Raw genomic sequence first — 18,721 nt, 5'->3', positions numbered from 1 at the left:
TGTCGAGCATCTCCCGCTATCATGCCTAGTCTCAAGGTCGAAGGTATCATCAATCCTGTGCTGTCAGACACGTCCGAGACGACATTCAATGACCTGTCGGAAAGCACCCTGACCCCGCAGGGTCTTGGGCTCCAGCTCAAGGAGGCGTTGGCTGAACATGCTGGCAGGAACGGGACAATTCCGGATCGCGACCTCGCGTTGTCGATTTTCAGACGCCATCTTGGCCGATATCAGACCGATGTCCGTCGGCGTTTCGAAAAACGGGAACTGAGAGGCGTTCAGGCTGGAAAGATTCTCGCAGCCTTTACGGATGAACTGGTCTCCGGCCTTGTGGTGTTCGCAGCCGATGCTCTGGGAGGCGGTGAAACACTGCTCAACCAGATCAGCGTCGCCGCCACTGGAGGATACGGAAAAAGACTGCTGGCTCCTTTCAGCGATATTGACCTTCTTTTCCTGACCCGCGAGGAACCATCACGCGAGGCGCTCTCGCTGGTGGAATACGTGCTGTATTTCCTCTGGGATCTTGGCCTGAAAGTGGGCCATGCGACCCGCTCGATCACCGACTGCATCGCGCAGGCGGAAGCCGACACCACGGTCCGCACCGCGCTTCTCGACGCCCGGCTGCTAGTTGGTAACTTCAGCCTCTTCACCATGTTCGAGGCGCGCTTTATCGTCGCCTGCGTGGAAGCCGGATCAGCCCGCTTCATTACCGACAAGCGCGCTGAACGCGCCGAGCGACATCGCCGCTTTGGCGAAAGCCCGTATCTTGTCGAACCCAACATCAAGGAAGGTCGCGGCGGTCTGCGCGACATGCAGACCCTCTACTGGATGTGCCGCTACACATTCGGCACCCGCCACGTCTCGGATCTTCTGGCTCCGGAATTCACCCGCCTCGGCTTCATCACCGAGCAGGAAGCGGCCCGCGCCCGCCGGTCCTGGGACTTTCTGTGGACTGTCCGGTTCCATCTGCACTACGTCGCCGGCCGCGGCGAAGACCGCTTGACCTTCGACATGCAGCCCGTCCTCGGCGGCCGTATGGGATACACCCGCCACGGGCAGCAGAACGGCGTGGAGCGCTTCATGCGCCACTACTTCCTGACCGTCCGGGAAGTCATGCGACTGACGCATATTCTTGAACCGACCATCATGCGCATTGCGCTGGGGGCTGCTGCGCACGTCCTCAAGGCTGATGACGCCATGCGTGAGGCAGGATTCACTCTGCTGGACGGCCAGATTCTTCCGGCCAAAGGCGTGTCTTTCGACGCCGAACCGATCAAGATGTTCGAGCTTCTCGAACTCTCCCGCAGCCGGCATGTCCAGATTCATCCCCTTGCCCGTCAGCAACTGATCCGCTGGGAACGTCGCGCCGCTACCCTGCGCTCCGATCCCCGCGCCGCCGAAATTTTTCTCGAACTCCTGTGTGACGAACGCCCTCCGGCACGATCACGTCGACCGGTCGCCAGCCGTCCCGACACCAGAAGCGCGGAAACCTCTCTACCGGTCGAAATCGATACCGGTCGCCGTCTGGATTATGTACACTGGCTCCGCATTCTCAATGAAAGCGGTCTCTGGGGCGCGCTGATCCCGGACTGGTCGCGTATCGTCGGGCAGATGCAGTTCGACACGTATCATATCTTCACTGTCGACGAGCATACGATCGAGGCGCTACGCATCCTCCGCTGCGTCGAAACAGGCACGATGGCGGATGAGATCCCCGTGGCCTACGACCTCGCACGGGATATCCAGTCGCGTCGTGCGCTCTATATGGCGGTCATGATGCATGACATCGCCAAGGGGCGCGGCGGCGACCACTCGGAGCTTGGCTCGGAACTGGCGCTGGAACTCTGCCCGAAGCTCGGACTGTCCGGTGAGGAAACCGAAACGGTCTCATGGCTGGTGCTTCAGCATCTTCTGCTCAGTCACACAGCCTTCCAGCGTGATATTGACGACCCGAAGACCATTCTGGACGTGGCTGATGTCGTGCAGTCTCCAGAGCGTCTCCGTCTGCTGCTGCTGCTGACCATCGTGGATATGCGGGCCGTCAGCCCCCGTGTCTGGAACGCCTGGAAAGCGACTTTGCTTCGCGAACTTTACACTCGTGTCGCCGAAGTTCTGGAGGGCGGTCTTGCCACTCCCGAACGCGACATGCGTGTGGCCCACAGCAAGGCGATCATTGCGGAAAATCTGGAAGAAGAAGGTTTCAACCAGACCGACATCGCCCACTTCCTTGATCTGGGATATGCCGGTTACTGGCTCTGTTTCGATCAGGACACGCTGCTTCGCCATGCCCGCCTGATCCGGGAAGCGCAGTCCCGTTCGGCTCCGTTCGTGATCGAGACCCAGCCTCTGCCCGCCCGTGGCGTCACGGAAGTCACCATCCACACACAGGATCATCCGGGCCTGTTCGCCCAGATCGCTGGCGCCATGGCGCTGGCGGGCGCTTCCATTGTCGATGCCCGTATTCACACGCTGAGCAATGGCATGGCTCTGGATACGCTCTGGATTCAGGATGCGACTGGTGAAGCCTTTGACGAACCGCATCGTCTGACCAAACTCTTCTCCATCACCGAACGGGCTCTGAGCGGACGACTGGATATCACTACCGAGATTGCGAAAACCAATGCGTCCGGACAACTGCTGTCACGCACACGGGCCATTCACGTGCCACCCCGTGTCGTCATCGACAATCGCGCTTCCAACTCGCATACCGTCATCGAAATCAACGGGCGTGACCGTTCCGGCCTGCTTCACGACGTCGCCAGCGCGCTGAACGAAATGCGTCTGCAGATTTACTCCGCTCACATCACCACGTATGGCGTGAGAGCGGTCGACGTGTTCTACGTCAAGGATCTGTCCGGCATGAAAGTGACGGATGAAAACCGCCTGAAAAAAATACGCGACCGGCTGATGAGTGGACTGAAAACAGTCGAGGCAAAACTCAATTCCGGCTTTCACGAACCCGAACTGACGGCGGCGGAACCTGAATAAACGCAGGTATTTTCATAAAGAACGTGAAAACCGTATCGATCGCAGCCCTGCTTGCTGCCTGAACATCAACCCGTATCCATGGTCAGGCTGGCTATCAGCCACCCAGTAACGTCAGGCCGACCGTTCCGCTGCAGTCGCGCCAGCACCAGCCTGACCACCCAGAACCGGCGGTCCGTAAATCTCGCGGGCACGCCGGATAAAGGCCGAGACCATCAGACGAACGGCCTCGTTGAACACCACACCGATCGCCGCCTGAAGAAGCCGCGAACGGAACTCGAAATCCACAAAGAAATCGACCAGACAACCATTGGCGTCCGGCGTGAAGGTCCAGACATTGTTCAGATACTTGAACGGACCTTTTTCGTACGTGACACGGATGGTCCTGGGTCGATCCAGCGTCACCCGTGATCGGAAAGTTTCCCGAAAGGGACCAAACCCGACAGTCAGATCAGCAAGCAACTCACTGGCCGTCGATGACACAACCCGGACATTCGCGCACCAGGGCAGAAACTTTGGATAACTTCCCACATCAGCGACAAGGTCGAAAATCTGCTCGGGCGTATAGTTCAGTACACGGCGTTCTGAATGGGTAGGCATCAGAAAGTCTTCACCTTCTCACTCTGTCCATGCGTCGCTGCCTCGCGATTGCGAAGCTGCGCTTCCCTCGCCTCCCGCAAGGCAGCAAAATCCGCATCCGCGTGATAGGACGAACGCGTCAGAGGCGTGGCGCTGACCTGCAGAAAGCCCTTCACGCGAGCCATGGCGGCATAATCCGCAAATTCGTCCGGCGTCACGAACCGTGCGACCGCAGCATGCTTCACGGTCGGCTGAAGATACTGGCCCATCGTGATGAAATCGATGTCCGCAATGCGGAAATCATCCATCACCTGCGCCAGTTCCGCCTTCTCTTCTCCCAGCCCCAGCATCAGACCGGATTTTGTGAAGATCGACGGATCAAGCTGCTTTACACGGTCCAGCAGACGTACCGACTGATAGTAGCGGGCTCCAGGACGAATTGTGGTGTAGAGACGCGGCACCGTTTCGATATTGTGGTTGAACACATCCGGACGGGCTTCCACCACGACTTCCAGAGCGCCCGGCTTGCGCAGGAAGTCGGGGGTCAACACCTCAATGGTCGTCTCCGGAGACGCATTGCGGACAGCGCCGATGACTTCGGCAAAATGCCGCGCGCCGCCATCGGCCAGATCGTCACGATCCACAGACGTGATCACCACATGCCTAAGGCCAAGACGGCCCACCGCATCCGCCACGCGATTCGGCTCATCCGCGTCCAGCGCATGCGGCAGGCCGGTCGTCACGTTACAGAACGAGCAGGCGCGCGTGCAGATCTCACCCATGATCATCATGGTGGCGTGGCGCTGTGACCAGCACTCGCCGATATTGGGGCAGGCCGCTTCCTCGCACACCGTGACCAGCTTGTTGTCGCGCATGAGCTTGCGCGTCTCATGATACACGGGATGATTCGGCGCTTTCACGCGGATCCAGTCCGGCTTCCGTGCAATGGGATTATCCGGACGATGCGCCTTTTCCGGGTGACGCGCCGCCTGGGTTGTCTTGCCCTGTGCCGTCTTGCGATGATCAATCAAAACGCGAACGCTCATTGGTTCCTGTCCCGGTCTCGTCGAGCCTCAGAAGTGAGACGACATGGCGCGCACGTCAAGCGTTCTGTCAGCAGATCACGGGCAAGGTTTCGCGAGCAAGACAAAACAGAGGAAGAGGTGTAACCCTTTCCTCACGCTTTGCCGCAGGCACGGACGGGGAACGATCCCTCTCTCATCGCCTGTCCCAGTCTGATGAAACAGAGACGATAAAGACCTTATTCCGTGACGACATCCTCCCACCTTGATCGCCTCAACCCCGAACAGCTCGCCGCCATCGAGACGACCGAGGGGCCTCTGCTCGTCCTCGCAGGCGCTGGCACAGGCAAGACACGGGTTCTCACCACCCGCTTCGCCCATATCCTGCTCTCCTACCGGGCGAAGCCGTGGCAGGTTCTCACCGTCACCTTCACCAACAAGGCCGCCAGGGAGATGCGGGAGCGTATCGCACGCATCCTCGGCGAACCGGCGGAAGGGCTGTGGCTGGGAACGTTCCATGCCCTCTGCGCCAGGATGCTGCGTCGTCACGCCGAATATGTCGGCCTGACCAGCGGCTTCCTGATCCTCGACACCGATGACCAGATGCGCCTGCTCAAACAGGTGGTCGAGCCATGGCGGATCGACGTCAAGCGCTGGCCGCTGAACGGACTGCTCGGGATCATCCAGCGCTGGAAGGATCGTGGCCTGACCCCGGACGGCATCACCCCGGCCGAAAGCACAGACTACGCCGATGGTCATGCCCGCGCCATCTACGCCGCCTATCAGAGCCGGCTGCGCGAACTGGACGCCTGTGACTTCGGCGACCTGATGCTGCATGTGGTGGAAATCCTGCGCACCCGCCCGGATGTGCTGGAACAGTATCAACGCCTGTTCCGCTACATTCTGGTCGACGAGTATCAAGACACCAATACGATCCAGTATCTCTGGCTGCGTCTGCTCGCACGCCGTGAGGGTGAACCCGCCAACATCTGCTGTGTCGGCGACGACGACCAGTCGATCTATTCATGGCGCGGTGCGGAAGTGGAAAACATCCTCCGCTTCGAGAAGGATTTCCCCGGCGCGAAGATCGTCCGTCTGGAACGGAACTACCGTTCAACAGCACAGATTCTGGGAGCCGCCGCGGGCCTGATCGCCCATAATGAAGGCCGATTGGGCAAGACACTCCGCCCCGGACGGGACGACGCACAGGGCGAACTGGTGCATGTCGTCGGTGTGTGGGATTCCGACGCCGAGGCGAGGGAAGTGTGCAGTCGCATCGAAAACCTGTGGCGCAACGGGCACCCACTCGGCGAGTTCGCCATTCTTGTAAGAGCCGGTTTTCAGACCCGCTCGTTTGAAGAGCGACTGGTGCAGACTGGCATCCCCTATCGTATCGTCGGCGGTCTCCGCTTCTATGAACGCGCCGAAATCCGCGACGCCATCGCGTATATGCGGCTGCTGATCAACCCGGCTGACGATCTGGCTTTCGAGCGTATCGTCAACCTCCCCAAACGCGGTGTCGGTCCTGCCGCCCTCCAGAAACTGCACGCACAGGCACGCGGACAGAAAGCCTCGCTTTACATGGCTCTTGAAGCGCTGCTCGAAACAAAAGGCTTCAAGGGCAAATCAGCCGAAAAACTGGCGGATTTTCAGGATTGTTTCGTGCAGCAACGTGCTCTTCTTGAAAAGGAAGGCCATGTGGTCGCTGTCGGCGCCCTGCTTGAAGAAAGCGGTTATCTGGAAATGTGGCGCGAGGATAAATCTCCCGACGCTCCGGGACGGCTGGACAACCTGAAAGAACTGATCCGCGCTCTTGCCGACTTCGGCACGCTCGGAGAATTTCTCGAGCACATCGCGCTTGTGATGGATGCGGAAGGCACAAACGAGGACGAACGGGTCTCCGTCATGACCCTTCACGGCGCGAAAGGGCTGGAGTTCGATACGGTTTATCTTCCGGGCTGGGAAGAAGGCGTGTTCCCCTCCCAGCGCACGGTGGATGAAGGCGGAGACAAGGCCGTCGAGGAAGAGCGGCGTCTGGCCTACGTCGGCATCACCCGCGCCCGCTACCGCGCCACGATCCTGCATGCAGCCAATCGACGGATTTACGCCAACTGGCAGGAGTCCATGCCCAGCCGCTTTCTCGACGAACTGCCCGACGAATACGTGGACCGCGCAGGCGAGACCGCCACCCGACAGGCGCGTCAGGACTATTCCGGCTTTTTCCGCCCCAGCGTGTTCTCGGACGCCGTGACAGGCTCAATGTCGCCGCTGGTCGCAAAGAAACGCCATCCAGTAAACGAAGAACTCGCGGCCAATGTACCGAAAATCGAAGTTGGTACAAGGGTCTTTCACCAGAAGTTCGGCTATGGTATGGTAATCGGCGCGGATCGCGGTTCAGCTGAAGTGGCGTTTGAAAAAGCCGGGACCAAACGGGTTATGGCGTCTTATTTGCAGGTTGCGGGGGAGTAAGGCTGGTTGGGGGGAGCGGAAAGTCGGCTAGCGGTAGAAAGTGCGCGTAAGCCGAATTTTCTTATAATAAATTTATCCCAAACAAAAATATAAAACTCGTTATTTTAATTTCAAAGCACAATTTTCTGTAAAAATATTTGAATATACCTAAAATTCTGCGTCAATAATGGAGCGCTCAAGATTGGGCATTATATTTGAAAGATATGAGTATTTTTCACAATATTTCGTTTCCGCCATACGGGGTCTATTGAGGATTTGCAATACCGCCATTCCTACTGTTTCATCGCTTTCGTTTATAGAAACGAAGGCATCACTTCCCCCATATTGAACACAGGGGTGCAACTGATAACAATCCAATAACTGATTTATATAGATCTTTGACCGTGAAGAAAGCAGCTTGGCAGACTCAAGTTTATATTTTGTGCAAAGCTCCTCCTTTATGGATTTTCCATTTTCAGCTGATTGGCGGGCAATTTTTTGAGCATACTCTTCTGGTAATTTCCCGCCTGTTTTCTGAGATGTGTGATCACTGGCTTTAGAGAGTGCAAGACGAATATATGCACCCAGATCCGAAGCTGACATCGGCAAAGACTGATACATCAAAGGCGTATCAGGATCAGTTGTTGATGTCCCCTCAGCCCATTGGAAACTATAGACACATTTCTTTGATTTAACGAGCGTAATACGTTTTTTTTCTGCAATGACCTCCCAAGTTTTGAATGGGTTAAGAACCGATGACTTCTCCGGCCTAGAAATTAACTCGTATTTACTAAGATCTACCGGCCATCCATACTCGTGCCATTTCCCATTCTTCCGTTTATATGCAATCCATGCAGTTTTTCGAGAGCCAAGACCATGACTATAAAAGCCTAATACCAGAGCGGGTCCTCGTTGAAGAAAATATGTCCCAACTGCGTCTTTGGCAATTTTTGAGGTTGCTGCATCAACAGCAGACTGCTTCGCCCTTATCAAATCGCCGACTAGAAAATTATCATTCACGCGACTCTCTCCCTCAAAATATTTCTAATCTTAGCTATGACAACTCGGCGTGAAGTGGCTGTGGAGTGTCAATATGATTCAGTTCTCGTTTTAAAAAAAAGGGGTACACTATTGCATGTTGGCACGATGGCGAGCGCTTTATCTATTAATTAAAATTAACAGGATAAATGTTTAATAAAAAATAAATGTTTAATAAAAATATTACACATCCCTGCTTTCTGAGGTTATTTAATAGTATAGTTATGCCTCGAATATAGACGAAATCCGACATTCAGTTTCTTATTTGCACCTGAATAAATAGCGCAACAAAACGGGAACCAAAGAACATGATCGCACTAGCTGAAACGCTCAAAATGAAAAACTGAGAAATTCTTCCAAATCTAGAGAAGAAGAAGCCATTCATGTGAGTATGTGGATAGTTGATCGTATTACAATAAAATTTAATCCAGAGATCTAAAACCAGAAGAGATGCAAAAACAATTCCGATCAGAAGAAAGAAAAAATTATGTCCTTTTTGTCCAATAGCAAATACAGGAACCAGAACAGCGGTCCGTTCCAGCATCTTAAAGAGATAGTCTATAAAAATGGAGTATAGAGAAAGAGACTTTATACTATCAGAAAAATCATCGGGATCAGAAAAAATATTAGCCATCTGTTAATCCTGAAATTTCATTTCAATTTTTGCATTCTACCAACTACCGCACTTATTTTTTCTCCTCTTACCATATTCTCATGAAATTATAGGCAGGCTGGTGTCCAGAAGTGTGAACAGTTTCGTTTACGAACGAAATAGGAGGTAGGAAGTCTAAAACCCTACGCATCCCCTTCTCAAAGCAGGACCAGATTATCCCGATGGATTAACTCGTCATGTCCCTGCCAGCCCAGCACACTCTCAAATTCCTCTGAGCGCCGCCCGGCAATCCGCCGCGCCTCCTCACCACTATAGGCGCACAGACCACGCCCGAGTTCATCGCCAGCCTTGCTGACAACACGCACCAGATCACCCCGGCTGAAATCCCCGGCCACGGAGATCACACCAGCCGGCAGCAGGGAACCTCCCTGCACCAGCGCCCGTATCGCGCCGTCATCAATGGTGATGTCACCCATCGGCGTCAGACCGCCAGCAATCCATCGCTTGCGGGCCGAGCGACTGTCCGTTCCCGGCAGGAACCATGTGCAGCGCGCGCCATCACGCAGAGCCGCCAGCGGATGAGGCCGCTTGCCGAGAGCAATGGCCATCGCACAACCGGAATCCGTAGCAATATGAGCCGCGACGAGCTTTGTCCGCATACCACCTGAAGAATAACCCGGCGGAGGCGCTCCTCCCATCGCGTCGATCTCGGCGGTCATCGCGCCGACAACCGGGATATGCTGCGCGTCAGGATCATTTCTCGGGTCGGCGGTATAGAGCCCGTCAATGTCGGACAGCAGGATCAACTGGTCCGCATCAATCATCTGCGCGACACGCGCCGCCAGACGATCGTTATCGCCAAAACGGATTTCCGCTGTCGCCACAGTGTCATTTTCATTGATCACTGGCACGCAGCCAAGACCGAGAAGCGTGTCGAGCGTCGCCCTCGCATTCAGATAGCGACGACGATCTTCCGTATCATCCGGTGTCAGCAGTAGCTGGGCAGCGGTCACCCCACGCTCGGACAGCACACTGCTCCATGCCTGCGCCAGTCTGATCTGACCAACAGCCGCCGCTGCCTGCTTTTCTTCCAGACGCAGCGCGCGTTGCGGCATTCCCAGCGCATGACGCGCCAGAGCAATGGCCCCGGAGGAAACCAGCACGACCTCGGTGCCGGAAGCGCGCAGGGCCGCGATATCATCGGCAACACTGGCCAGCCACGCCTCACGGGGAGCCGCCAGTTCCGGATCGACAAGAAGGGCGCTGCCGATCTTGATGACCACACGCCGAGCCTGCGCCAGAGAAGGTGTGGCTGCGTCCGTCATAGCGAAGAGTCATCCGATTCAGGATTCTCAAGACGCTCGGCGCGGGCTTGTGCGACCACGTCATACAGCGCCCGCAGCACCTCATCGACACCCTGACGGGCCACACCAGACATGACCATGACCTTTGCGCCGGATGCTTTTTCAAGCGTACGCTTGCGGCCTGAAAGCTGCTGCGGCGTCATCGCATCGGCCTTGTTGAGAACGATGATTTCCGGCTTGTCGGCAAGCCCGCCGCCATACTCATCAAGCTCGGTCCGGATCGTACGCCATGCGTCAACCACATCCCCCGCCGCGCCGTCGATCAGGTGAAGCAGAACGGCACAGCGTTCCACGTGACCAAGGAAGCGGTCGCCCAGACCATGACCTTCATGAGCGCCTTCAATCAGGCCGGGAATATCCGCCAGCACGAACTCTTCCGTCATCGACAGGCGGACGACGCCGAGTTGCGGATGCAGGGTTGTGAACGGATAATCCGCAATCTTGGGACGCGCGGCCGAGACGACGGAGAGGAAAGTCGATTTTCCGGCGTTGGGCAGACCTACCAGCCCCACATCGGCAATCAGTTTCAGACGCAGCCACACCCACCGCTCTTCACCCGGCCAGCCTTTGTCGGAACGACGTGGCGCACGGTTGGTGCTGGTCTTGTAATGGGCATTGCCGAAGCCGCCATCCCCGCCCTTGCACAACAGGATGCGTTTGCCCGCCGTGTCGAGATCCGCGAGCAATGTCTCCCGATCATCGTCCATAATCTGGGTGCCAACCGGCACCTGAATGACAACGTCCTGTGCAGCAGCACCGGTCCGATCGGAGCCAGCACCATTGCCGCCTTTACGGGCACGGAAATGCTGGGTGTAGCGAAAGTCGATCAGCGTGTTGAGGTTATCGACAGCCTCGAAGATGATGTCTCCTCCCCGACCACCCTTGCCGCCGTCGGGACCGCCAAACTCGATATATTTTTCGCGCCGGAACGCGGTGACGCCGTCACCTCCGTCACCGGAGCGTACATAGATTTTGGCCTGATCGAGAAACTTCATCACTGTCACCTGGTATCCTGCAGGAGGCAGAAGCCCCGGCAGCGATACAAAAAGGGCCGATCCAAACCGGATCGGCCCCTGTCTTGCGTCTAGACGCGGGGAGTCCCGCGCAGGGCCTTTTACTCAGCCGCGAGCGGCAGAGCTTCGACCGAAACATGAACGCGGTCATCACCACGACGCTGGAAGCGCACGTTGCCGTCTGACAGCGCGAAGAGCGTGTGGTCGCGACCAACGCCAACATTCGCACCAGCGCGCATTTTCGTGCCGCGCTGACGGACAATGATGTTACCTGCAACAACAGATTCGCCGCCGAACTTCTTCACACCGAGACGACGGCCTGCACTGTCGCGTCCGTTACGGGACGAGCCGCCTGCTTTCTTTTGTGCCATGAACCTTACTCCTGCTTAATGCCTGCCTGTGATCAACCTCACGAAGAGAGATCAGGCAGCCTTGATCTCGCCAATACGAACAACGGTGACCGGCTGACGGTGACCATTCTTGCGGCGGCTATTCTGACGGCGGCGCTTCTTGAAGATGATGATCTTCGCGAGGCGATCCTGAGCGATGACCGTGGCTGTCACGGTAGCGCCGGCAACCAGCGGAGCGCCGATCGTCGTGCCCGCTTCACCACCGACAGCGAGAACGTCGGAGAATGTGATGGTCGAACCTGCTTCAGCCTCAAGCTTCTCGATCTTGAGCACACTGTTTGGCGTAACGCGATACTGCTTACCGCCGGTGCGGATAACTGCGAACATAATAAAACTCGTCTCTTTCCGATCAATCGACATCCCGCGGCGCTTTTCACGCAGGCGATCAGTCCAGTCGCTTTTTTTCGTTGACCACTCTTGCGCAGTCTGCCCCACCTTATGGCGGTGGAGAGGGGCTTTTACGCGGGAGACGGGTTTTTCGTCAACCGAAATCAGACAGGGAAGAAATTCCCCTCTTGTGCCGGATAAAAACTTTGCCTAAAAGCGCGCTGCGAACGCTGCAAGGCGTTACGGAGAGGTGCCAGAGTGGTCGATTGGGGCGGTCTCGAAAACCGTTGTGCCTTATGGGTACCGTGGGTTCGAATCCCACCTTCTCCGCCAGACACTCAATTTTCCAATGAAATCAGCTAGTTAGACCTAGTGAGCGTCACAGTGTTTGTGACCGTGCGTCACTGGTCCAGCGTCACTATTTTCAGTGATGCCCTGACCGGCTTGCCCTGCTTCTGTCCCGAGGATTAGAAGATGGGCATGGACGACATGAGCAATCTGACGATGAGGCACGGAAGCTATTATGTCCGCTTCATCATCCCGAAAGACCGTTGGGCAGATGCGGGCAAGGTGCTGAAAGCCAGCACAGGCCAGCGCAAGGCCATCAGCGTCCCTTGAGGAACGAGTGCTCGACCCGGAGCTGATCGAAATCGTGCTCGCCTCGCTTCTGGATCGTCGGCAGGAAGGTGTCGAGCGGCGCAGCCAGCATATCGGGGAATTGCGCCAGCGTGCGACAGAGGCCGATCACCGCCTCAATCGCCTCTACGACGCCATCGAGGCTGGCTCCCTCGATCCGGCCAAATCCGCCCTAAGCGAGCGCATTGCCGGCCTTACGGCGATTCGGAATCAGGCGCGGGCCGACGGCCGCCCGGATCGAAGCCATGCTCCAAAGCTCGACGCACAACGCCCTCACGGGCGCGGCGGTGTGGGAATTGGCGACCGAGGCGCGCAGTCGGCTCCGGCACGGAGAGGGCGGCTATCGGCGGGATCACGTTCGGGCGTTCGCCCAGCGTGTCGAGGTCGCCGACGACGCAATCTACATCAAAGGGAGCAAGGCACCCTGTTGAGGACGCTTGTGGCCGCAAAAGGAAGGAAATCGGCGGGAGTCGACGTTCCCGGCTTTATTCCGAAATGGCGGATGGGGTGGGATTCGAACCCACGGAACGCTCACACGTTCGCCGGTTTTCAAGACCGGTGCCTTCAACCGCTCGGCCACCCATCCAAAGAAGTAACGTCACACGATGACGGGCTTATGCGACAAAAACCCGTCAAACGCAACAACCTGATCAGCATCTCATTTTTTGTCTGAGCCCAACCCCTTAATACCGGGAAAGAGAGCCCTTTGCTGGTCGGACTATCGCGACAATCACGTCAAACCTCTCATGCCCATGCACCATAAAGCGAGAACATCGACAGGACGTATACCCGTCCCTGCTCCGATCAGAATTTGGCAGAGACGTTGAGCGAACCATAGTTGAACAGACCAGAACGTGCAGTCGTGAATTCCTGTGTCTGCCAGACCTGACTGTAGGACACTCTCAGCCCATAAAACATGACCGCGACACCGGCATGAATTTCACCCACATCCCACTTCTTGTTCACGTGAGGTGAATCCTTGCGGAGAGTATTACCCTCCAGCGTCGCATCATAGGCAACAGCACTGCCTGTCACACCACCAAAGAAATACCATGCGACAGGACGCGTCTGCTTGTAGGCGTCTGTGCCATCCGTCCCATCGCCAATGGTTGGAACACCAAAATCGCTGTCGAGTCCCTGACCAAAGCGCAACATATCACCGATTGTGCCAGCGATACGATAATCACCGATACGGGCGGCCGCAGACGGCAGCATGTCAAAAGACAACCCGTTGCGACCACCAATCGTTCCCAAAGGCAGTCGCCAGATCCGTCCCATCTGGACCTGAAAGATCGGCTGGTTGGCAAGCTGATGACGCCACCCAAGATTTGAGGTGTCGCCAATTGCGCTATGGAAGCCGTTCTGGAGCTGTCTACCCAGAGCGCCCGGCCCCATGATGCCTACCTGAATTCCAAAGACACTACGCGACAGATCCGTGTCGTTGATCATGTTGATGGTGCCTAGCAGCAGGCCGGCATAGGGTCGGTCACGAGGAGAGGGATTCGGGGTCTGCGTATTGCTCGGCGTGAAGATAAGCTGCTGCACACCCAGACTCATGCGCTGCATTCCCTCACCGAGGATTGTTCTGTTTATCATCGCGAAAGGACCGGGCAGATTGTCAGTGCCCGATGTCCAGTTAATCCTCAGACCACTGGTGTAATACTGGTCAGACGTCCCTTTCAGGGTGGAGACCGCATCATTTTCGCCCTGCAGTGTCCAGGTACCCTGATTGTCCTGAAGCGGTGTCGCGTACGCCCGGGAGAAACCGGATACACCTAAAGAGGCTCCTATCAGAAGCGTCAGAAGCTTCCGGGAAGAAAGAGGACGCGCTGGACAAGAGAGCATATTTCCGATTCTCCGCATGACCGCTCATCGCAAACGGTATGATTTGTCAGTTCTTCTCCGTGTGTGCCTCGAAAAATGTCAATACAAAACCCCCCTCTCCTATTTCGCCTCTGAAATCTCACGTTTTCGTGTTTACCTGAGACCTGATAAGGCTGTTTTTTCGGTTTCGGAGCCACGGAAAGGCTATCGTTGCAAGAAATTCATCCCAAGGAAGGGTAAATTCGCAAAAAGGCAGTAGCGTTCGCCTCTGTCCTTATGCTTTTCTTCTTCCTGTCCAGACCGCCTCTCGGCGGCATGGGCGCCGGACCCAGGATGAGACATCGTACATCAAAACAGAGCACCGTATCTGGGGCGCTGTTTCTCCCGACCCGGTTTTATTCACAGGGCGATTCAAAAATTTCGCCAGTCAGACCTCGGGATCAAGACCGTTGAGAAGTAACAGGACCGACCGCAGCTCCCGCTCCCCCCGCCGCGGCGGATTTGACGATGATTTCATGAGCGCTCCGTCGCCATATGATCGTGGAAACTCATCCCCTTATGGTGGTGGCGGTGACCGCGGTGGCAACAGTGGTGGCTATGGAGCGCCCCGTCGGGCAGCAGGGCCGCAGGTGATCGCATCCGGACCGGAAATTGAAGCCACCGTTAAGTGGTTCAATGGCGAGAAAGGCTTCGGCTTTGTCGAACTCGCCGATGGCTCAGGTGACGTATTCCTTCATGCCAACGCACTTTCGCAGGCTGGTCACGACAGTGTCAGCCCCGGCGCCACGCTCCAGGTCCGTATCGGACAGGGTCCGAAAGGCCGTCAGGTTGCTGAAGTGGTTTCCGTTGACGAAAGCACCGCTCAGCCAGAGCGTCCGCGTCAGTCCGGTGGTTTCGGCGCTCCGCGTCAGGCCGGTGGGTTTGGTGGTGGTCGCTCGCCTCGTCCGGCTCCCGATCTGTCTGGTGCTGAAGACATCCGCGGCATCGTGAAGTGGTATAACGCCACCAAAGGCTTCGGCTTCATCACGCCGGAAAGCGGCGGCAAGGACATCTTCGTTCATGCTTCTGCTCTGGAGCGCTCAGGCGTTCAGACGCTGAACGAAGGTCAGAGCACCAACGTGAAGGTCGTTCAGGGCCAGAAGGGTCCAGAGGCTGCTGAAGTCTCTTTTGACTGATCCCGAACGGAAAAGGCGTCTGTGAAAACAGACGTCTCTCCATAAAAACACCGCCGATCTCATTGAGACGGCGGTGTTTTTATGTGCGAACAAATAAGGGCAAACTCAGTAATCGCGTCCCTTGTTCCTCATGAGCCGCGCCTTGTCGCGCTGCCAGTCGCGTTCCGCAATGGCGTGACGCTTATCTTCCTTCTTCCGCCCCTGCCCGATCCCCAGTGTGATCTTGGCCAGTCCACGAGCATTGAAGTGGATATCCAGCGGCACGAGACTGATTCCGTCCCGAGCAACTTCACCCAGCAGACGATCAACCTGCTTGGCATGCAGAAGCAGTTTGCGCGGCGCACGCGAGTCGAAGCGTGATAGCACGCCGCCCTGATATTCCGGGATGTAACTGTTGAAGAGCCAGATCTCTCCGTTGCGTTCACCCGCATAGGCTTCCGTGATCGTCGCCCGACCGAACCGCAGGCTCTTGACCTCCGGTCCTTTCAGAACAATCCCGGCTTCAATCGTATCAATAATGGTATAATTGAAGCGGCCTTTTTTATTCTGCGCGGCAATACCGTGCGAAATCAGACCAGACTTCTTCGCTGCCTTTGCCATAATCAGCCCAGCAGCCCTGCTTCCGTCAGAGCCGCCCGAACTGTGGCGCGTGTCTCATCCGAAACCGGAACAATCGGCAAACGACAGGTCTCGCCCGCCAGCCCAAGCAGCGAAGCAGCATATTTCACCGGACCGGGACTCGTTTCACAGAACATCGCATCATGAACCGGCAGCAGACGATCCTGAAGTGACATGGCCTCCTTCACCTGCCCTTCCCGCCATAGCCTCTGAACCTTCGAGCAGAACGCAGGTGCGATATTGGACGATACACTGATGCAGCCATCCCCCCCGGCCGCGAGGAAAGACACAGCCGTGCCGTCTTCACCGGACAGCTGGTTGAAATATTTGTTCGTCACGGCGCGACGCACCTGAAGCGGGCGCAGCAGATTGGCCGTCGCGTCCTTCACGCCGACAATGTTGCCATGTGCGGCGAGACGTGCCGTCGTCTCGACGGAAATATCAACCACGGAGCGGCCGGGGATATTGTAGAGCACAACCGGAATGCTGATCGAATCGGCAACAGCCGTGAAATGCCGGTAAAGTCCTTCCTGCGTCGGCTTGTTGTAATAAGGCGAAACCACCAGAACCGCAGACGCACCGGCGGATTCCGCATGCTTTGCGAGATCAACCGCTTCCGCCGTGCTGTTTGAACCAGCACCTGCAATGACAGGCACACGTCCTGCTGACGCATGCACCGTCCGCTCGACGATCGTGTGATGCTCCTCATGGGACAGGGTGGGACTCTCACCGGTCGTGCCGACAGGCACAAGACCGGAAATTCCCTCAGCAATCTGCCATTCGACAAGCCGGTCAAAGGCCGGAAGGTCGAGCGAGCCATCGCGATTCATCGGTGTGATGAGGGCCGTAATCGCCCCCGTGAACATGGCTTCGGTCATTGGCTTTTCTTCTTGTCGTCCGACGCTGCAAAACTCAGGTGTGACGGTCGGTATGCCACGAATGATGGAAACTGTCAGGCCATCCCCGTTTTCTTCAACTGCCGGAAAGGCGACTGGGGATAGACCCCGAGAATACGGAAACTCGCGGAAAAGAATTCCAGTTCCGCCAGCGCCTGCTTCAGGTTCGGCCTGTCAGGTCGTCCTTCCACATCCAGCAGGAATTGGGTCGCCGCGAACGATCCGTCAAGCATGTAGCTCTCAAGACGGGTCATGTTGACGCCGTTGGTCGCAAATCCGCCCAACACCTTGTAGAGAGCGCCCGGTTCATTGCGGACATTGAACAGGACCGTGGTCATGACCGGCCTGTCTTCGGGCAAGGGCAACGGCTCGCGGGCGGCAATATAGAAACGGGTCGTGTTGTGCCTGGCGTCTTCCACATTGCGCCGCAAGATCGTCAGACCATGCAGTTCGGCAGCCAGTTCCGAGGCCACAGCCACATCTTCGGAACGTCCCCATTTCGCAACCATCTCGGCTGCACCGGCTGTATCGAACTCTGCGACCGGCGTAAGATGCAGATCCTTGATGACCCCCCTGACCTGCCCCAGCGCCATCGGGTGCGTGTGGACCTTGCGTGCCTGCTCCAGTGTCGCGCCCGGCACACCCATCAGACAATGCTCAACTCTCTGGAAATGCTCGCCGACAATGTGGAGACCGGCTTCCGGGAGCAGCGCATGAATATCAGGCACACGACCGGCGAGATTATTTTCACAGGCCAGCATCGCCAGTTCCGCCCCGCCCTCATGAACGGTGGAAATCGCACCGGCAAAGGTCTCGCAGGGAACAGTCGTCCAGCCGGGATAGGCCGTGCGGCAGGCGAGGTCGGAATAGGCTCCGGGGCGTCCCTGAAAGGCGATCCGCCCGTGCGAGTGTCCGACCGTCACAACTGTTCTCCCAAAATCCGACGCGCTCTTTCCAGATCATCCGGCGTATCGACACCGAACGGCGCTTTCTCCACGCGCGAACACCCGATAATCATGCCGTTTTCCAAGGCCCGCAACTGCTCCAGACGCTCTCTCTTTTCCAGCGGAGACTCCGGCAGAGCGACAAAACGCTCAAGCGCCTGACGACGCCACGCATAGACCCCGATATGATGCCACAACGCCCCTGCGCCCCACGGAATGCAGGACCGGGAAAAATACAGCGCCCGTGTGCTCTGCACGTCGTCAGAGACAAACGCGCAGGCCACCTTGACCACCGACTCAGCCTGCGCTTCACGCTCTTCTGTTATCGGCGCGACCAGCGTGCCGATGTCCGTCGCCGTATCCTGCAACGGAAGCAGAGCCGCCTGAAGCGTCATCGGGTCCAGTCCCGGCAGATCTCCCTGAAGATTGACGATGACATCATGCTCGCCGGTCGGATCGACCTCACGCAGGGCTGCGTGAACACGGTCAGAACCGGACGCCAGATCAGGATCGGTCAGAACCGCCTCAGCGCCAGCCTGCCTCACCACATCGACGATTTCCTGCTCGGCAGCCGCTACGACCACACGCCCGACCGCTGCCATCCGAGCGCGTTCGAGCACATGAAGAATCATGGGGCGTCCCGCAATGTCGGCCATCGGTTTACCCGGCAGACGTGAGGACGCCATGCGGGCGGGAATGATGACGATCGGGCTGATCATTGCAGCGTATGGAAACCTGAAGAGTGGGAGAAAACGGCGTGTATTCAGCCGATGGCTTCACATGAAGCGGAGCGCACTCTAGGAAAGACAGTCGATTGACGCAACTGCGC

The 18,721-nt window shown here is 57.0% G+C and carries 19 protein-coding genes and 2 tRNA genes; 5 read left to right on the top strand and 16 right to left on the bottom strand.

Going from position 1 to position 18,721, the window contains the following annotated elements; all coding sequences use genetic code 11:
* Window positions 1-21 precede the first annotated feature (21 nt).
* On the top strand, window positions 22-2,988 hold the full coding sequence (locus A0U92_RS07000) for a [protein-PII] uridylyltransferase (RefSeq protein ID WP_077812603.1): 2,967 nt from the start codon (window positions 22-24) through the stop codon (window positions 2,986-2,988).
* A 111-nt stretch (window positions 2,989-3,099) separates the two neighbouring features.
* On the opposite strand, the gene A0U92_RS06995 is transcribed toward A0U92_RS07000, so the two are convergent.
* A complete protein-coding gene (locus A0U92_RS06995) occupies window positions 3,100-3,585 on the bottom strand; it encodes a type II toxin-antitoxin system RatA family toxin (RefSeq protein WP_077812602.1) in 486 nt (161 codons plus the stop codon).
* Window positions 3,585-4,610 carry a lipoyl synthase gene (gene lipA, locus A0U92_RS06990; protein ID WP_077812601.1) on the bottom strand — a complete coding sequence of 342 codons (1,026 nt, stop codon included), beginning with the start codon at window positions 4,608-4,610 and terminating at the stop codon, window positions 3,585-3,587. The genes A0U92_RS06995 and lipA overlap by 1 nt, the downstream gene beginning before the upstream one ends.
* Before the next feature lie 222 nt (window positions 4,611-4,832).
* On the opposite strand from lipA, the gene A0U92_RS06985 reads away from it, so the two are divergent.
* Window positions 4,833-7,055, top strand: a complete 2,223-nt coding sequence (locus A0U92_RS06985) for an ATP-dependent helicase (RefSeq protein WP_077812600.1) — start codon at window positions 4,833-4,835, stop codon at window positions 7,053-7,055.
* A gap of 147 nt (window positions 7,056-7,202) precedes the next feature.
* Here A0U92_RS06985 and A0U92_RS17245 read toward each other — a convergent pair whose 3' ends face one another.
* The 6 genes from A0U92_RS17245 to rplU all read right to left on the bottom strand — a co-directional run bounded on the left by A0U92_RS17245 (window position 7,203) and on the right by rplU (window position 11,799).
* The gene (locus A0U92_RS17245; RefSeq protein WP_149026403.1) at window positions 7,203-8,054 is read right to left on the bottom strand and encodes a hypothetical protein; all 852 of its coding nucleotides are present in this window, start codon (window positions 8,052-8,054) and stop codon (window positions 7,203-7,205) included.
* Window positions 8,055-8,325: 271 nt separating this feature from the next.
* On the bottom strand, window positions 8,326-8,706 hold the full coding sequence (locus A0U92_RS06980) for a hypothetical protein (RefSeq protein WP_077812599.1): 381 nt from the start codon (window positions 8,704-8,706) through the stop codon (window positions 8,326-8,328).
* 176 nt (window positions 8,707-8,882) lie between these two features.
* Window positions 8,883-10,010, bottom strand: coding sequence for a glutamate 5-kinase (gene proB / locus A0U92_RS06975; protein ID WP_077812598.1), 1,128 nt, complete (start codon window positions 10,008-10,010; stop codon window positions 8,883-8,885).
* Window positions 10,007-11,044 carry a GTPase ObgE gene (gene obgE, locus A0U92_RS06970; protein WP_077812597.1) on the bottom strand — a complete coding sequence of 346 codons (1,038 nt, stop codon included), beginning with the start codon at window positions 11,042-11,044 and terminating at the stop codon, window positions 10,007-10,009. The genes proB and obgE overlap by 4 nt, the downstream gene beginning before the upstream one ends.
* Window positions 11,045-11,163: 119 nt before the next feature.
* Complete coding sequence (rpmA, locus tag A0U92_RS06965) at window positions 11,164-11,433, bottom strand: 50S ribosomal protein L27 (protein ID WP_077812596.1); 270 nt, start codon at window positions 11,431-11,433, stop codon at window positions 11,164-11,166.
* Window positions 11,434-11,484: 51 nt separating this feature from the next.
* Window positions 11,485-11,799 (bottom strand): 50S ribosomal protein L21, encoded by a 315-nt coding sequence (gene rplU / locus A0U92_RS06960; protein ID WP_077814297.1) that lies wholly within the window; start codon window positions 11,797-11,799, stop codon window positions 11,485-11,487.
* Between the two features lie 244 nt (window positions 11,800-12,043).
* Between rplU and A0U92_RS06955 the strand changes: the two genes are divergently transcribed.
* Both A0U92_RS06955 and A0U92_RS17720 read left to right on the top strand, forming a co-directional pair.
* Window positions 12,044-12,132 (top strand) — tRNA-Ser (locus tag A0U92_RS06955).
* Between the two features lie 141 nt (window positions 12,133-12,273).
* Window positions 12,274-12,417, top strand: a complete 144-nt coding sequence (locus tag A0U92_RS17720; RefSeq protein ID WP_187668987.1) for a hypothetical protein — start codon at window positions 12,274-12,276, stop codon at window positions 12,415-12,417.
* On the opposite strand, the gene A0U92_RS17715 is transcribed toward A0U92_RS17720, so the two are convergent.
* The 4 genes from A0U92_RS17715 to A0U92_RS06940 form a co-directional block, all read right to left on the bottom strand.
* Window positions 12,404-12,547, bottom strand: coding sequence for a hypothetical protein (locus tag A0U92_RS17715; protein WP_187668882.1), 144 nt, complete (start codon window positions 12,545-12,547; stop codon window positions 12,404-12,406). The genes A0U92_RS17720 and A0U92_RS17715 overlap by 14 nt on opposite strands.
* A gap of 82 nt (window positions 12,548-12,629) precedes the next feature.
* The gene (locus A0U92_RS17240) at window positions 12,630-12,884 is read right to left on the bottom strand and encodes a hypothetical protein (RefSeq protein WP_149026402.1); all 255 of its coding nucleotides are present in this window, start codon (window positions 12,882-12,884) and stop codon (window positions 12,630-12,632) included.
* A 47-nt stretch (window positions 12,885-12,931) separates the two neighbouring features.
* A tRNA-Ser gene (locus A0U92_RS06945) sits at window positions 12,932-13,021 on the bottom strand.
* Window positions 13,022-13,239: 218 nt separating this feature from the next.
* Window positions 13,240-14,280: a lipid A deacylase LpxR family protein gene (locus A0U92_RS06940; RefSeq protein WP_077812594.1), complete on the bottom strand. Its 1,041-nt coding sequence runs from the start codon at window positions 14,278-14,280 to the stop codon at window positions 13,240-13,242.
* A 428-nt stretch (window positions 14,281-14,708) separates the two neighbouring features.
* Here A0U92_RS06940 and A0U92_RS18485 point away from each other — a divergent pair, with 428 nt between their 5' ends.
* Window positions 14,709-15,434, top strand: coding sequence for a cold-shock protein (locus tag A0U92_RS18485; RefSeq protein ID WP_077812593.1), 726 nt, complete (start codon window positions 14,709-14,711; stop codon window positions 15,432-15,434).
* Window positions 15,435-15,539: 105 nt separating this feature from the next.
* On the opposite strand, the gene smpB is transcribed toward A0U92_RS18485, so the two are convergent.
* The 4 genes from smpB to A0U92_RS06915 form a co-directional block, all read right to left on the bottom strand.
* Window positions 15,540-16,034 (bottom strand): SsrA-binding protein SmpB, encoded by a 495-nt coding sequence (gene smpB / locus A0U92_RS06930; RefSeq protein ID WP_077812592.1) that lies wholly within the window; start codon window positions 16,032-16,034, stop codon window positions 15,540-15,542.
* Between the two features lie 2 nt (window positions 16,035-16,036).
* Complete coding sequence (gene dapA, locus A0U92_RS06925) at window positions 16,037-16,930, bottom strand: 4-hydroxy-tetrahydrodipicolinate synthase (protein WP_077812591.1); 894 nt, start codon at window positions 16,928-16,930, stop codon at window positions 16,037-16,039.
* Between the two features lie 74 nt (window positions 16,931-17,004).
* A complete protein-coding gene (locus A0U92_RS06920) occupies window positions 17,005-17,871 on the bottom strand; it encodes a prephenate dehydratase (protein ID WP_077812590.1) in 867 nt (288 codons plus the stop codon).
* On the bottom strand, window positions 17,868-18,611 hold the full coding sequence (locus tag A0U92_RS06915) for a 3-deoxy-manno-octulosonate cytidylyltransferase (RefSeq protein WP_077812589.1): 744 nt from the start codon (window positions 18,609-18,611) through the stop codon (window positions 17,868-17,870). Before A0U92_RS06915 ends, A0U92_RS06920 begins: the two co-directional genes overlap by 4 nt.
* Window positions 18,612-18,721 lie beyond the last annotated feature (110 nt).

It is taken from the genome of Acetobacter aceti (genome assembly GCF_002005445.1).
GTDB lineage: Bacteria > Pseudomonadota > Alphaproteobacteria > Acetobacterales > Acetobacteraceae > Acetobacter > Acetobacter aceti_B.
This window is presented reverse-complemented; position numbering and strand designations above follow the sequence as displayed.

Excerpts from the sequence above, each read along its gene's own strand:
- A0U92_RS07000 (WP_077812603.1), top strand. The coding sequence starts at position 22 with ATGCCTAGTCTCAAGGTCGAAGGTATCATCAATCCTGTGCTGTCAGAC.
- A0U92_RS06995 (WP_077812602.1), bottom strand. The coding sequence starts at position 3,585 with ATGCCTACCCATTCAGAACGCCGTGTACTGAACTATACGCCCGAGCAG.
- lipA (WP_077812601.1), bottom strand. The coding sequence starts at position 4,610 with ATGAGCGTTCGCGTTTTGATTGATCATCGCAAGACGGCACAGGGCAAG.
- A0U92_RS06980 (WP_077812599.1), bottom strand. The coding sequence starts at position 8,706 with ATGGCTAATATTTTTTCTGATCCCGATGATTTTTCTGATAGTATAAAG.
- proB (WP_077812598.1), bottom strand. The coding sequence starts at position 10,010 with ATGACGGACGCAGCCACACCTTCTCTGGCGCAGGCTCGGCGTGTGGTC.
- obgE (WP_077812597.1), bottom strand. The coding sequence starts at position 11,044 with ATGAAGTTTCTCGATCAGGCCAAAATCTATGTACGCTCCGGTGACGGA.
- rpmA (WP_077812596.1), bottom strand. The coding sequence starts at position 11,433 with ATGGCACAAAAGAAAGCAGGCGGCTCGTCCCGTAACGGACGCGACAGT.
- rplU (WP_077814297.1), bottom strand. The coding sequence starts at position 11,799 with ATGTTCGCAGTTATCCGCACCGGCGGTAAGCAGTATCGCGTTACGCCA.
- A0U92_RS17720 (WP_187668987.1), top strand. The coding sequence starts at position 12,274 with ATGGGCATGGACGACATGAGCAATCTGACGATGAGGCACGGAAGCTAT.
- A0U92_RS06940 (WP_077812594.1), bottom strand. The coding sequence starts at position 14,280 with ATGCTCTCTTGTCCAGCGCGTCCTCTTTCTTCCCGGAAGCTTCTGACG.
- smpB (WP_077812592.1), bottom strand. The coding sequence starts at position 16,034 with ATGGCAAAGGCAGCGAAGAAGTCTGGTCTGATTTCGCACGGTATTGCC.
- dapA (WP_077812591.1), bottom strand. The coding sequence starts at position 16,930 with ATGACCGAAGCCATGTTCACGGGGGCGATTACGGCCCTCATCACACCG.
- A0U92_RS06915 (WP_077812589.1), bottom strand. The coding sequence starts at position 18,611 with ATGATCAGCCCGATCGTCATCATTCCCGCCCGCATGGCGTCCTCACGT.